The organism is Paracholeplasma brassicae (assembly GCF_000967915.1).
GTDB classification, from domain to species: Bacteria; Bacillota_I; Bacilli_A; order Acholeplasmatales; family UBA5453; genus Paracholeplasma; species Paracholeplasma brassicae.
The window spans coordinates 1599369-1613336 of record NC_022549.1 but is presented as its reverse complement, the minus strand read 5'-3'; the positions used below and the strand labels follow the sequence as shown (position 1 = coordinate 1613336).

Here is a 13968-nt window from a genome sequence, read left to right as displayed (position 1 = left end):
CATTGATTTGAATTTGTGATAAAATAACGTTAACGATTCAATTATTTAGGAGGGCATATGAAACAACACGAAATCAAAAGCCTACATAACGTGCTTGATGATAAGGGGAGAGTCATCGAAGCGGGGTTTAGTAGGAAAGAAGTGCTACATTACGATAAAAAACAAGTTAAGGCATCAAGGTTTCGCTTAAAGGAATGGGATTATTATTTTGTTGGAAACGAGGCATACGGGCTTGCTATAACGATAGCTGACAACAACTACATGGGCTTGGTAGGCTTTGTCTTTCTTGATTTTAAAAATAAAAAAAAATACGATTATACAAAGATGTTAGTTACTTCAAGAAGGCACTTAAATATGCCAAATGAGGTATTTAAAGGATTAATTAAATACGAAAGTAAAAACTTAAGTCTTTCTTATGAGTATCAGGACCAATTGGTCTTGATTAAAGGACAAACCAAAGGATTTAAAAACCAAGAAGACTGTGTGATCGATTTGGTATTAGAAAGACAAAACCAAGACCACTTAGGCATCGTGATTCCTTTTAAGAAGAAAAAGGCGTTTTATTATAACCACAAGATTAATCATCTCAAGTCAAAAGGTAGGTTCATCAAAGGTAATCAAACTTATGCTTTTGATGACTTTTACGGCGTCTTGGATTTTGGTCGTGGGGTTTGGACATATGATAACACCTGGTACTGGGCAAGTGCTTCAGGCTTAGAGGATGACAAACGCATAGGGTTTAATTTAGGCTACGGGTTTGGAATTACAAAGTCCGCTACCGAAAACATGATTTTTTATGATGGACTAGGCTATAAAATAAATGACGTTACTTTTAAAATAAGTGATGACTATATTAGCCCATGGCAGGTAGTTTCAAGTGATGATTCGCTTTATTTTGATTTTTATCCGATTTACGATAACCACACAAAAACAGATTTTGTTATTTTAGGACAACACGCGCACCAAGTCTTTGGTATATTTAAAGGCTACGTCAGAATTGAAGGTAAGATTGTTCGCGTAAACCATCTCTTCGGGTTTGCGGAAAAGGTAAGAAACAAATGGTAAGAACGGATTTGTATACCCCTTATGATGTGAATGATTTTCCACTAAATGAGTATCCAAGACCGCAACTTAGAAGAGATAGTTATCGCTCACTAAATGGCCTTTGGCATTTTGAGATTAGAAAAGAGAAGTTCATACCAAGTGAGAAAAGAGAAATTCTTGTCCCATTTTCACCAGAGACGAACCGGTCATTAATTCATGAAGAGATACCACAGGGCTACTATCTTTATTATAAAAAAGAAGTGAGTCTTGAAGAATTTGCGAATAAAGAGCACATTTTACTGCACTTTTTAGCGGTTGATCAAGTGTGTGACGTCTACATCAATCAAAAACATGCCTACACACACGAAGGCGGCTTTTTTGCCTTTGAGATTGATATTGCCCCTTATATTAAAGACAATGTTGCCCTAATCGAGGTCTATGTTCTTGATTTAACGGATGACTCGTTTGAGTTAACTGGAAAACAGCGCATTAAGCATGGTGGTATTTGGTATAAAGGGCAATCAGGAATTTATCAACCAGTCTTTTTAGAAGCGGTCCATAAAGATTACATTAAAAATTTAACGATTACACCATCAAGTAGGTTAGATGGTTATCATTTAAAACTAGAGACAGACACCAAAGATAGAATCACAATAGAAACGTATTTTAATGGCAAGTGTGTGCATAGGATAGAAACCCTCAATCACGAGGTGTTTATTCCGCTTGAGGCGCCTAAGTTGTGGTCTCCATCAGAGCCTAACTTATACGAGGTTGTGATCAAAACCACGACCGATGAGGTAAAAACCTACGTCGGAATTCGGTTGTTTGAACGAAAAAAAGACGATCAAGGTTTGATGCGGTTTTATTTGAATCATGAACCTTATTTTTTGAATGGGTTACTCGATCAAGGGTACTATAGCGACACCTATTTAACCAACCCAAGCGATCAAGCACTGATTGATGATATTTTACTTGCCAAGCGCATGGGCTTTAATTTTTTAAGAAAACACATAAAGATTGAGGCTTATCGGTGGTATTATCACTGCGATCGTTTAGGCATGCTTGTGATGCAAGACATGCCAAATTCAACCGAGCGACAAGACATTATCTTCTTTGGCATCTTAGCCATTCTTGGGATTCACCCAAAAGACAGCAGATACAAGCTATTTGGTAGAAAACACCTAGAGGGCAGAAAAAATTACTTAAGAGATTTGAACAGAACCCTAAACCAGCTAAAAAACGTCACCTCAATCTTTACTTGGGTTCCTTTTAATGAGGCATGGGGGCAGTTTGATTCAAAAAAGGCCGTTGAAATCATAAAAAGGGTCGATCAAACAAGGTTGATTGATCACGCCTCAGGCTGGAGTGATCAAGGCATTAGTGATTATTATTCAAGACACATCTATTTCACGCCAATTTGGTTTAGAAAATCTAAGGCAAAAAAACGCATCGCTTCGTTAAGTGAGTTTGGTGGGTATAGTTTGAAAATCAACAATCACATCTACCAAGAAGACGTCGTCTTTGGCTATAAAGTATTTAAAGACAAAGACGCCTTAATGAAGGCGCTTGAGAAACTCTATTTAAAGAAAGTCGCAAGCAAGATTAAAAAAGGTCTCTCAGTTCTTGTCTATACGCAGTTATCGGATGTGTTTGATGAAGTCAATGGGTTAATTACATTTGACCGCCGTGTCATTAAGGTCGATGAAGAAAAAATCAACGAAATCAACGCGCATCTTTATGACGTATTTATGGAGGCGACAAGAAAAAAAACATAAAAAACATCTTTTTTCACTTTTTACTGTCAAAAGGGCTTCGCTTGATTGTTATATAAGCGAGCAGAAAGAAGAGGGGGGAATTATTATGTTTAAAAAATTATTGGTTGGGGTTTTAAGTGTGATGTCAATGGTGACACTTGCTTCATGTGCACAAGAAGAAGCCAGTGTCGTTCAAAGTGTTTCCTTATCAAGTAAGGAATCGATGTCATTTTCAACCTACCTAGGGACAAGCTTTCTAGCAGCAGGTACAAATCAAACGGTTTCGACCAAAGAAGTAAGACTAAGAAGTTTCACACAAAGTGACACACTAACCTTAGAAAGTGAACTAGACGAAGTTAACGAGTACTTTGATAAGCTTAAAGTGTTTATGGATCAAGGCGTCGATAACGTGCTTAACGTCAGTGAAGTACCATCAACTAGAGAAGGTTATGATTTTGAAGTGACTTACAACATCGATGGTTTAACTTACACGATCTATTATTCAATGGTGACTGAAGAAGTCTTACCAGAAGAAGCAGTCACAACCGACGAAACGGATCCTGTTGTTGAAGAAAACGATGATGACGCTCTTGTTGAAGAAGACGATGACGATGACATTGATGAAATCGATGACGACGCAGTTGTCGAAGAAGACGATGACGATGACATTGATGAAATCGATGACGAACAATTTTTTGAAATCAATGGATTAATTGTGATTGATGGCGTCGAATTTATTCTTGAAGGCGCAAGAGAAATCGAAGATGACGAAGTTAAAACTTGGTTTAAGACACAAGACTTTAACCGTAGTGGCGATTACGTTCATGTGATTTCAAAGGTCGAAGACGATGAACAAAAATTTGATATTCGCACAAGCGTCAATGGCGTTGAAACCAGAACAAGAATTAAATTTGAACAAGATGACGAAGAAACCGAAGTCGATTTAAGAGTCGAAAATGGTGAAACAGAATCTCGTTACAAATTCAAAAAAGAGACTGAAGACGGTGTGACTTTCTACAAATTCCAATACGAAATTGGTAACGTCAAAGGTCAAGTTAAAGTATTTGAAACAACCGATGAACTCGGTAACGTCACTTATACTTACAAAGTCCAAGAAAACGGCAAACAAAAGGACATCGAACGTGGTGGCAGACATCATGAACACGACGATCATGAAGACAAAGGCAATCGTCCTTAATGATCAATAACACCCTTTTGAGATAATTAAATCATAGAAAACACCAAAGCAACCCGCCGCTTTGGTGTTTTTTCTACGGTACTTTATGATTTTAAGGATTTTGTCACAAGGTCTAATTACGGTTGTATATAGAACGTGTAATAATGAGTATTTCTTATAATCGAAAAAGTTGAATAAACAAAGGAGTAAATTTGAAATCAATAACCTTAAATAGCGAAAATCCAATAACAAGGCTTAAAAATCGTTCTTTATCGTGTTATAATATTAAAGTAAATAAAAACGTTTTACAAAAATCAATTAGAAATTAGGAATTATATGACAAATAAGATTGAAATTTACACCGATGGTGCTTGTAGTAACAACCAAGAGGTTGAAAAATCCATTGGGGGATGGGCGTATTACCTATCCTACAAAGGCCATGTAAAAAAAGGGTCTGGCAGAGTCGTTAAAACAACGAACAATCGAATGGAGATACTAGCGATTATTAACGCCTTAAAACAAATGAAACGATATGACATTAAGACACTTGTTTATACCGATAGTCAGTATGTTATTGGGACCGTAACGCTTGGGTGGAAGAAAAATAAAAACGAGGATTTATGGGAAGAGCTATTTAATGAAATCTCAAAATTCAAAGACATCGAATTTATGAAAGTCAAAGGACACGCAAATGACAAACTAAATAACTTAGTTGATGAAATGGCGGTTAAAGAAACCAAGGAGGTATAACATGAACGATTTAAATCAGTTTTCTGAGATTGGCCTGGATGTTTTAGGCATCACCTTAGTAGTAACAATTCTTGTTTTTCTAATCATTAGAGAACTTGTTATGTGGTACTGGAAAATCAATAAACGAATCAAAAAACAAGAAAGACAAATTGAACTACTTGAAGAAATTCTAAGAGAAATTAAGAAGAAGTAATAGTGCAAGAATAGGTATTCAGAGGAACTATAAATCGCGTATAATACTTTTTTTAAAAATAATTATGATTATGGAAGTATATTAAATATAAAAGATAAGACAAGGAGTAATGTTATGGGGTTGTTTGAAAAGATTTTCGGCTATGATGATATAAAAAAGGTCCTACATTTTTAAAGGAGTTTAATAAAGAGGACAATAACTATTTAAAAGCACTATTGGAGTTGAAGGGTGTTGCTGCATCCGAGGATACAGAAAAAATTGATAAAGAAATTATGTTTATTAAAGCGGGACTACATGGTGAGAGTAACGTCTATTATGAATTAAAAAATGCAAGACTTCCATTTATATGTTTGCATGATATTCGATTAAATTATAATGACTTAGTTGCTCAGTTTGATTTTATAATTATCGCATCTAACTTTATTTTAGTAATTGAAACAAAAAATTTGTATGGAGAAATAGTGATCGACAACGAAGGGAATTTTAGTCGAAAAAGTAACTATGGACAATCCAAATATACTGAGGGTATCTATAGTCCAATCGTTCAAAATCGTAAACACTTGGAGCTTTTAAATGAATTTCTTAGGAATAATAAGCTCATTAGGAGATGTCCGTTGTATTCACTTGTTGTAGTTGCTAATGAAAAAACACTTGTTGATAAAGATAAAGCACCAAAAGATATAAAGGACAATATTATTAAACACGATAGACTTATTGAATATTTGAATAAATTAGATAAGAACAATACAACTATACGAATGAAACATTCATATATGAAAGAGATTGCAGATGTGATAGTAGAAAATCACGAACCACTTAATTGTGATTTTGTTGCTAAGAAGTTCGGTATCGAGATGACTAAAAAAACGAATTTAGTTGAGGAGGAAGAACAAAAGTATAGCATAGAATCTAACATTTTTAACCCTCCGATTACCGAATCAAATGATAATCTAAAAGATACAGATAAAACTTTACATAATGAAGTAAAATTAATTTCTGAAACGATTGCTGATGATTCTGCTGATGTTGATATGGCTGAAGCTAGTAGCGAGTCTGGCAGCAAAATAGAAAGGACACTAAAGTATTACAGATTTAACAAGGCAAGAAGTTTGAAGATTAAACCGTATTTCATATTCAATAATAATGAACTTTTAGATTTAATTAACAAACTTCCAAGAACCAAAGAAGAATTCTTATCTATTTCTGGATTTGGTGAAAAAAAGTATGAACTATATGGTGTAGAAATTATTGAAATTATAAATGGTAAGTTAGTAGAACTTGAAGAAAAGTTAAATAAATATCGATTGGATAAATCTCGAGAATTGAATGTCAAAGCATATGTAATTTTTAATAATCAGCAAAGGACATCGATAATGAAATCATTGTGTAAAAACAAAGAAGAATTAAAAAAGACTGATATTTTGTCAGTATATCAGTTTGATAAATACGGGAATGATATTGCAAATGTAATAATTGATGTAATGTATTCAAGGTAAGGAGACAAATTAATGAAAGGTTTTGTATATGTATTAACAAACCACTCGCTTTCTTGTTAGTTTGATTTTAACATGTCTATTCTAATTCTGTCTAACTTATTGTAGCCTATCCAAGCTGGAAAAGTAATAGGATGCAGATTATGTCCAAAAATTGTATAATGAATATATAAATAATAAGAAATAGGTGATCCAATGAGAATAAAAGACTACTTTACACCAAAGTCGTTAGTTTATACTGGCGCACATGACAACGTAAAAACAACCATCAAACACTATTTTTATGACAACGAGTTGAGGGTAACCGATACATTTAAGAAGAACGGTGAAAAGTCATACATCCAAGTGATTGGGTTGAGTGATGTCAACGTGATTGAAGGTTTAAGAGAAATATATCCGATCGATAGTTTGACATTAGAAGACGTATTTAATGTGCATCAACGTGTCAAAATTGAAGATAAAGGCGATTATATCTTTTCGGTCTTTCACATTGTTTATATTAAGGATAATGAAGCATTTGAAGACTATTTGAGTCTTTTAATGTTCGAAAACACCTTGATCAGCTTTCATGAAAAAGAACCACTTTATTTAGATGCGCTCTACCCGTTATTAGAAAACTATAAAGAAATCAAAGAAAAAGGTGTTGATTATTTATACTACCATATCTTAGATATCATTACAGACCATCACTTAGACGTTGCTGATGAATCAATGCGATTTCTAGATGAGTTTGAGGCGGATATTTTGGACTCTAAGCGTGTGAATCAAGAAGATTTCTATCAAATTAGAAAGTCTTTATTAAGAATTAAAGGTATTACTAGTCCAGTGCATCCACAACTTGAAAAAGCGTTAATGAATCAAAAGTTGTTCAAGAAAGATTCAGAAGCGTACTTTGAGGACCTAAAAGACCACTTTAAACGTTTAGATGATAACATTCAAGAACAAAGAGAGTTAACTAGACATCTACTCGATTTACACATGAATAATCAGTCAAATCAGATGAATCAGATCATGAAAACACTCACATTGTTTTCTGCGATCTTCATTCCATTATCGTTTTTAACCGGATTCTTTGGTATGAATTTTAGGTATTTTGATGTGTTGGAATACAAGCACTCGTTGATGATTTTCATCTTACTCTGTGTGTTATTGACACTTGGTATGCTATACTTCTTTAAAAGATTGAAATATTTTAAATGACAACACAAGAAAAAAAAGACATCTCAATTAACTTGAAATGTCTTTTTCTTTTATTTAAGCGATAAAATCGATACGAGACTATACTGGTTTCATATTTAGAAAGTATAATTTAAGTCATGAATACATTTTATTCAAAGGATGTTAGAGGGATTTTATTATAAAAAAACACACCGGTTGAATTTGGTGTGTTTAGTCAATCCAATGAACGGACCAGTTAGCTACTTCGTCCATGATTGGTTTTAAGGCGTATCCTTTTTTTGTCAGTGCGTATTCAATACGCACAGGCGTTTCAGGATAGACAAAACGAGAGACTATTCCTAAGGATTCTAATTCTTTCAATCGTTCAGATAAAACCTTACCGCTAATCTTTACTTCAGATTCAAGGACGTTGAATCTTTTAGCACCATCGAGTAATTGATTAATAATTAGTCCGGTCCATCTTTTTCCAAGTAATTTAAATGCTTCTTCAAATCGACTGCATATTTCTGTTGCCATAATATCACCATCATTATTATATACGAAAACATTTCAAAAGCAAATCACTTTACTTCATTAGGTTACTAGAATATAATAGGTTACAGAAAGTAAGTTACATATAAAGGAGAACAATGATATGAGTAAAGATTTAAAAATTGGTATTATTTTAGGTAGCACAAGAGAAGGTAGAGTCAGTCCTTTTGTCGGAGAATGGGTAAAAGGATTAACTGAATCGTTTGGACAAGCATCATATGAGGTTGTGGATGTTAAATCATTTAATTTACCACTTCTTGGTGAATCGGCTGACATGAGTGGCATTATGGCTTGGAATGAAAAGTTAGCTTCACTTGATGGGTTTATCTTTGTTGTGAGCGAATATAATCACTCAATTGCGGCGTCTTTAAAGAATGCCTTAGATTTAGCTAGGGACCCTTGGGCAAACAAGGCAGCAGGTATTGTATCGTATGGATCTGTTGGGGGGGCACGCGCGGCTGAACACTTAAGAGGTATCTTAGGTGAATTACAAGTGGCTGACGTGCGTTCACACGTGACGTTGTCATTATTTGATGATTTCACACCAGAAGGTTTCAAACCAAGAGCGGTTCATGAAGCGGCGGTTAAGGACCAAGTGACTCAACTTGAAAACTGGGCAAAAGCGTTAAAAACAATTCGATAAGTAGATAAAGGACGTTTATTCTTTGAATAATTTAGAAACATTCAAGGATTTAACGTCCTTTTTCTTTTTTTTGTATTTCAAATTAAAGATATCGATGTTAATATATTACTATAAATGATAAATAATAACGTTGTTAGAGGGGTTTTTCGTTGATATACTGTAAGTGTAAAACGCTTTCAGGAGGAGGAATTAAAAATGAAGCGAATCTTTGTTTTAATGTTAGTTTTAGTCAGTGGTCTATTGATGGTTGGCTGTGAAGAGTCAAATGGTACCACATTACGCACAGTTAGTATGTTTGGGGGAACCGATCCAAATACGGATGCCTACCAAGCGTTAATTAAAGAGTTTGAGAATGAATCTGGTTGGACGGTCGATGATAGTTCAAATTCATCGAACGAAGACTGGAAAGCATCGGTCATTGCAGACTTTAAGAGTGGCAATGAACCAGACGTACTTCAATTCTTTACAGGCGCAACTGCAGATCCGATTGTTTCAACAGGTAAGGTTGTTAGTATTGCAGACATCAGAAAAGAATACCCTGATTACGCTAAGAACATTTCACCAGCAACGATGGGCACACACAGTGTTCCTACGACTGGGTTTGTTGAAGGCTTATACGTTAACACAACGTTCTTTACAACAACCGAACTACAAGCTTATTTAGCTAAGGATAACTGGACTTGGGATGAGTTCTTAGATATCAATCAAAAATTAATTGCTGCTAACGCTGAGGTGGATGGCTTTAACCCAATTGCGTTTAGTGCAACTGAACCACACTACTGGATTGAACATATCCTACTTGGTTCACTAGGAATTGATTTTGCGAAAAACATGCCTAAAGCTGCTGATATTACAGCAAATCATGCATGGACTAAAGCGTTGTTATTATTAAATCAACTTGACCCATACATGTCTCAAGAAGAAACGGCTGATGCGATGAAATCAAATTTCCACGCAACAGGTAAATCAGCAATGTACTTGGATGGCTCTTGGTATGCTGGTAATATCGCTAAGGAAGATCAAGCTGGTCATTTAGCTGACGTTGATAATGTTAAGGTTTTCCCATTCCCATCCATTCCTGAATCACTTGGTGGTACTGGAGAACACTATTTACAAGCTGGATTTACAACTGGTTTCTATATTAGTAAAAAAGCATGGGATAATGAAGAAAAACGTGAGATGGCAATTAAGTTCATTGAAACGATGACCTCAACTGCAGCGTTAACTGAGTTTGCTAAAGTCGGTGGTGTGCCTGCAGATAACAACGTTGTTATCGCCACTCAAACGAACTTACAAAAACAATTAAATGCACTACCTGCGAAGGTCGATGGAACTGTAATGCCTTTATCAGATTTAAGTAAGGCTGGGACATTTGCTAAGTTAGTTGAATACGCAGATAGCTTTGTTAAAGGTAATAGCGAAGCGGCTGTTACAGGAATTAAAGCTTATTTAAACGAACAAGTTTAAGAATTCTAAAAAGGTTAGGTGCCAATGAACTTGGCACCTAATTTTAAATAAAAGGAGTGGGTATTGATGTATAAGAGTAAGGTGATTCCCTATTTGTTTATCTTACCGATGTTATTGTTTCTAGGATTGTTTCTAATCTATCCTTTTACCGTAAACATCTATAATAGTTTATTTAAGTTTCAGCACAGTCTAGATCCAAATCCAGTGTTTTATGGGTTAAAGAACTACGTGGAATTGTTTAAAGATCCAACGTTTAAAGCGTCGTTTGTTAATACCATTTCACTTGTGTTGTTGGTTATTGTGTTTCAAACAGGGATTGCATTGATACTTAGTCTTTTGGTTCATCGTATCAAGGTATTTCAAACGTTTTATAAAGTGTCGTTTTTTATGCCAATCATCATTTCGGCAACGGCACTTGGTTTGATGTTTAATATGTTTTATCGTAAAGATGGTGGGATGTTTGTTCAACTCTTAGAGTTAGTTAATATTGAGGGGTTTGTGTTTCTTGATTATGAGAAGACCTCTAAGGCATTTATATTCTTGTCTCTACCAGTCATTTGGCAATACATTGGTTTTTATTTTGTGATCTTTTTAACTGGACTTTCGACGATTTCAGATGAGTTATTAGAAGCGGCTGATATTGATGGCGCAAGTTCATTAACGAAGGTCTTTCGTATTCAAATACCACTACTTAGAAATATCACAAGAATTGTCTTAGTGCTTGCGATTACGGGGTCATTAAAAGTGTTTGATTTGCCCTACATTATGAATCCAACCGGAAGACCAAATGGGACACTTCATTTTCTTGGTACCTACATGTATCAAAAGAGCAATGCGGCAAACATTGGTTCAGCTGCGGCGTTTGCGGTAATGCTCGTTGTTATTGGGTTTTTGATGTCTTCAATTAGCAATTTGGTGTTTCGACCAAATCAGGACTTGTAGGTGGGTATATGAAAAAGAATAAGATAAGTACAATTTTGATTTATGTGGTCTTAAGCCTATGGGCACTATCGACGATCTATCCGTTTGTGTGGGTCGTTGTTAATGCGTTTAAACCGTCAAATGCGATTATTTCAGACGCGTTTAGTTTGCCAATCAGTAATTTTACATTTGATAACTTTAAAAATGCAATTTATGGGGAATACAACATCCTAAGGGCGTATGTAAACTCATTGATTATATCGAGTTCTGTGGTGATCTTAGTATCGCTATTTGCAGGGCTTGCGTCGTTTGCACTTGCGAGATACGACTTTAGGTTTAAGAATATGGTTTATGGGTTAGTTATCATCTGCATGATGTTTCCAATCTTTTCAATCATTTTTCCTCTTTATGATTTATTAATTAAGTTTAATTTAGGTGGGAAGCATCTTGGGGTGATTTTACCTCAAACTGCTGGTAACGTTGGGTTTGCTGTCATTATCTTGACGGGCTTTATCAAACAGTTACCACTAGAAGTCGAAGAAAGTGCGTACATCGATGGGGCTAATTTGCCTCAAGTATTGATTTATTTGATACTACCGATGGCAAAAAGCGCATTTGCGACAACGGCAATCTTTGTCTTTTTATGGAGCTATAATGATTTGTTTTTACAAATGTTGGTGCTTAAACGTAAATCGGTTATGCCGATTAGTGCTATTCTAAGAGAAATCAGTTCGAAGTATGGGACGGATTTTGGTTTGATGGCTGCTTCGGTTGCCTTAATCAGTGTGCCAATATTAATCGTCTATTTCATACTTCAAAAGCACATCATTAAAGGCTTAACGGCCGGTGCAATTAAGGGGTGAGTTTGATGAAAGAGTTAACGATAGAACAAAAAGTTGGCCAGTTGATGTTAATTGGCTGGCAAAGTAAAGACGTCGATGAAATGGTGGAACTCATCAGAAAGTACCACTTTGGTAATGTGATCCTTTTTACAAGAAATATCGGAACGAAAGAAGAATTAAAACAAATGTGTGATAAGATTCAAGAAGCATCGCTTTTATATAATGGCGTAAAAGCGTTTATCGCAATTGACCAAGAGGGTGGGTCAATTAGACGAATCTATGATGAATCTTTCACCGATGTGCCTGGACACATGGCGATTGGTGCTGCAAGCTTTCATAATAAAGAGGCAGCTTATGAAATTGGCTCAATCTTAGGTCAAGAATTAAAATCTTGTGGGGTTAATTTTGATTTAGCGCCTGTCGTAGATATAAACACAAATCCGTATAATCCAGTCATCGCAAACCGTGCGTTTTCAGATGACCCGGAAACGGTCAAAGGCTTAGCAAAAGATTTTTCAAGAGGTTTGCAAAAAAGCGGGGTATTGTCTTGTTATAAACATTTTATTGGTCATGGGAACGTGGAGGTCGATTCGCATCTGGACTTACCACACTTAAACACATCCTTAGAGGATTTAAGAAAAACAGAGTTGGTACCTTACATGGATTCATTCATATCAGATTCAATCATGACGGCACATATTTTATATAAACAAATCGATGACCGTTTTCCGGCATCCATTTCTTCTAAAATCATTAAAGGGTTATTAAGAGACGAACTGAACTACAACGGTTTAGTCTTAACAGACTGTTTTGAGATGGACGCGATTTCTAGAGCATTTTCTCTGTCAGAGGCCTCAGTGTTTGCGATAAACGCGGGTGCGGACATGGTAATGATGAGTCATTCATTTGGTAAACAATTGACTGCGAGAAATGGTATACTGAATGCGGTAAAAACAAAAGAAATCAAAATGGAGACGATTGATAAGGCGGTCAATCGTATCTTGAGCTTAAAAGAAAAATATACCAAGGAATCACAAGTAGTTGTCGATCTAGTAAAAAATCAGGAAACGGCTAAAAAAGTGAGTTTAGAAAGTGTGACAATCACACACGGTAAACCGTTTCAAATCAACGATCAATGCGTATGTATTGGCGTGACTAATTACTTACATAGCGTTGCTGAGGATGCGAATGTTGAAAAGCTCGATATTGCAAAATTAATCGGTAATCATTATGGGATCGAATACCTAAGCATTGACAATAAAAACTTTAATGTCAATGACATCATTGCGTTTGTCAAAAATCAAAAAGTGGTTTTATGTTTGGCGGACTCACATTTAACACTTGTACAACGCGTGCTCTATTCGAACTTGATTGCCAATGGCAATGAAGTGATGTTAATCTCACTAAGGACGCCTTATGATTTGTTAGGTCAAAGCTTACCAGTGTGTCATATTTGTTTATACGAGTATACCAAACAATCACTTGACTCACTAAAACAGGTCTTAGACGGTAGAAAAACCGTTGGTAAATTGCCTGTTAAAATCAAAGAAAGACAGGATGACAGACAAATCTACAAACACAAAAGTCATTTGATTAGGCAAGCACTGATGTATGTAGAAGAAAACTATCAACGTGAAATCACTTTGTCGATATTGGCTGAACATTTGTTAATTTCAACTGTGCATTTATCACGGGTATTTAAAAAAGAAACTGGCGTGAACTTTATTTCATACTTAACGAACTTTAGAATCGAAAAGGCAAAGTCATTTTTAATTACCTCACAACTACGTGTGTATGAGATTGCCAATTTGTGTGGATTTTCAGATGTGAACTATTTTTCAAAGGTATTTTATAAGGTCGTTGGGATAAACCCAATTGATTACAGAAACAATTACGACTATTACGATTAGAAAGACAAGTTTTCTTGTTTTTCTTTTTTTTAAGCGTATTAATTGATAGAAAGCCCTTTTTTTC

At 35.3% G+C, this 13968-nt stretch carries 13 protein-coding genes; 12 read left to right on the top strand and 1 reads right to left on the bottom strand.

The window, feature by feature from the left end:
* Positions 1-57 precede the first annotated feature (57 nt).
* The 7 genes from BN853_RS07480 (at position 58) to BN853_RS07450 (ending at position 7611) form a co-directional block, all read left to right on the top strand.
* Entirely contained in the window at positions 58-1065 is a 1008-nt protein-coding gene (locus BN853_RS07480; RefSeq protein ID WP_030005339.1) for a DUF2804 domain-containing protein, read from the top strand.
* Positions 1059-2819: a glycoside hydrolase family 2 protein gene (locus BN853_RS07475; RefSeq protein ID WP_030005338.1), complete on the top strand. Its 1761-nt coding sequence runs from the start codon at positions 1059-1061 to the stop codon at positions 2817-2819. Before BN853_RS07480 ends, BN853_RS07475 begins: the two co-directional genes overlap by 7 nt.
* Before the next feature lie 85 nt (positions 2820-2904).
* Entirely contained in the window at positions 2905-3996 is a 1092-nt protein-coding gene (locus BN853_RS07470) for a hypothetical protein (RefSeq protein ID WP_052591358.1), read from the top strand.
* A 315-nt stretch (positions 3997-4311) separates the two neighbouring features.
* On the top strand, positions 4312-4725 hold the full coding sequence (locus BN853_RS07465; RefSeq protein ID WP_030005336.1) for a ribonuclease H family protein: 414 nt from the start codon (positions 4312-4314) through the stop codon (positions 4723-4725).
* Position 4726: 1 nt separating this feature from the next.
* Positions 4727-4918 (top strand): hypothetical protein, encoded by a 192-nt coding sequence (locus tag BN853_RS07460; protein ID WP_030005335.1) that lies wholly within the window; start codon positions 4727-4729, stop codon positions 4916-4918.
* A gap of 272 nt (positions 4919-5190) precedes the next feature.
* Positions 5191-6414, top strand: a complete 1224-nt coding sequence (locus BN853_RS07455) for an HRDC domain-containing protein (RefSeq protein WP_030005334.1) — start codon at positions 5191-5193, stop codon at positions 6412-6414.
* 192 nt (positions 6415-6606) lie between these two features.
* Positions 6607-7611, top strand: coding sequence for a CorA family divalent cation transporter (locus tag BN853_RS07450; protein WP_030005333.1), 1005 nt, complete (start codon positions 6607-6609; stop codon positions 7609-7611).
* Positions 7612-7800: 189 nt separating this feature from the next.
* Here the strand turns inward: BN853_RS07450 and BN853_RS07445 are convergent, their stop codons facing one another.
* Positions 7801-8106: a winged helix-turn-helix transcriptional regulator gene (locus BN853_RS07445; protein ID WP_030005332.1), complete on the bottom strand. Its 306-nt coding sequence runs from the start codon at positions 8104-8106 to the stop codon at positions 7801-7803.
* A 118-nt stretch (positions 8107-8224) separates the two neighbouring features.
* Between BN853_RS07445 and BN853_RS07440 the strand changes: the two genes are divergently transcribed.
* The 5 genes from BN853_RS07440 to nagZ all read left to right on the top strand — a co-directional run bounded on the left by BN853_RS07440 (position 8225) and on the right by nagZ (position 13904).
* Positions 8225-8764 (top strand): NADPH-dependent FMN reductase, encoded by a 540-nt coding sequence (locus BN853_RS07440; protein ID WP_030005331.1) that lies wholly within the window; start codon positions 8225-8227, stop codon positions 8762-8764.
* 195 nt (positions 8765-8959) lie between these two features.
* Positions 8960-10231, top strand: coding sequence for an ABC transporter substrate-binding protein (locus BN853_RS07435; protein ID WP_030005330.1), 1272 nt, complete (start codon positions 8960-8962; stop codon positions 10229-10231).
* A 66-nt stretch (positions 10232-10297) separates the two neighbouring features.
* Entirely contained in the window at positions 10298-11173 is an 876-nt protein-coding gene (locus tag BN853_RS07430) for a carbohydrate ABC transporter permease (protein WP_030005329.1), read from the top strand.
* Positions 11174-11181: 8 nt separating this feature from the next.
* Entirely contained in the window at positions 11182-12015 is an 834-nt protein-coding gene (locus BN853_RS07425; RefSeq protein WP_030005328.1) for a carbohydrate ABC transporter permease, read from the top strand.
* 5 nt (positions 12016-12020) lie between these two features.
* Positions 12021-13904 carry a beta-N-acetylhexosaminidase gene (gene nagZ / locus BN853_RS07420; RefSeq protein WP_030005327.1) on the top strand — a complete coding sequence of 628 codons (1884 nt, stop codon included), beginning with the start codon at positions 12021-12023 and terminating at the stop codon, positions 13902-13904.
* The last annotated feature ends 64 nt before the right edge of the window (positions 13905-13968 follow it).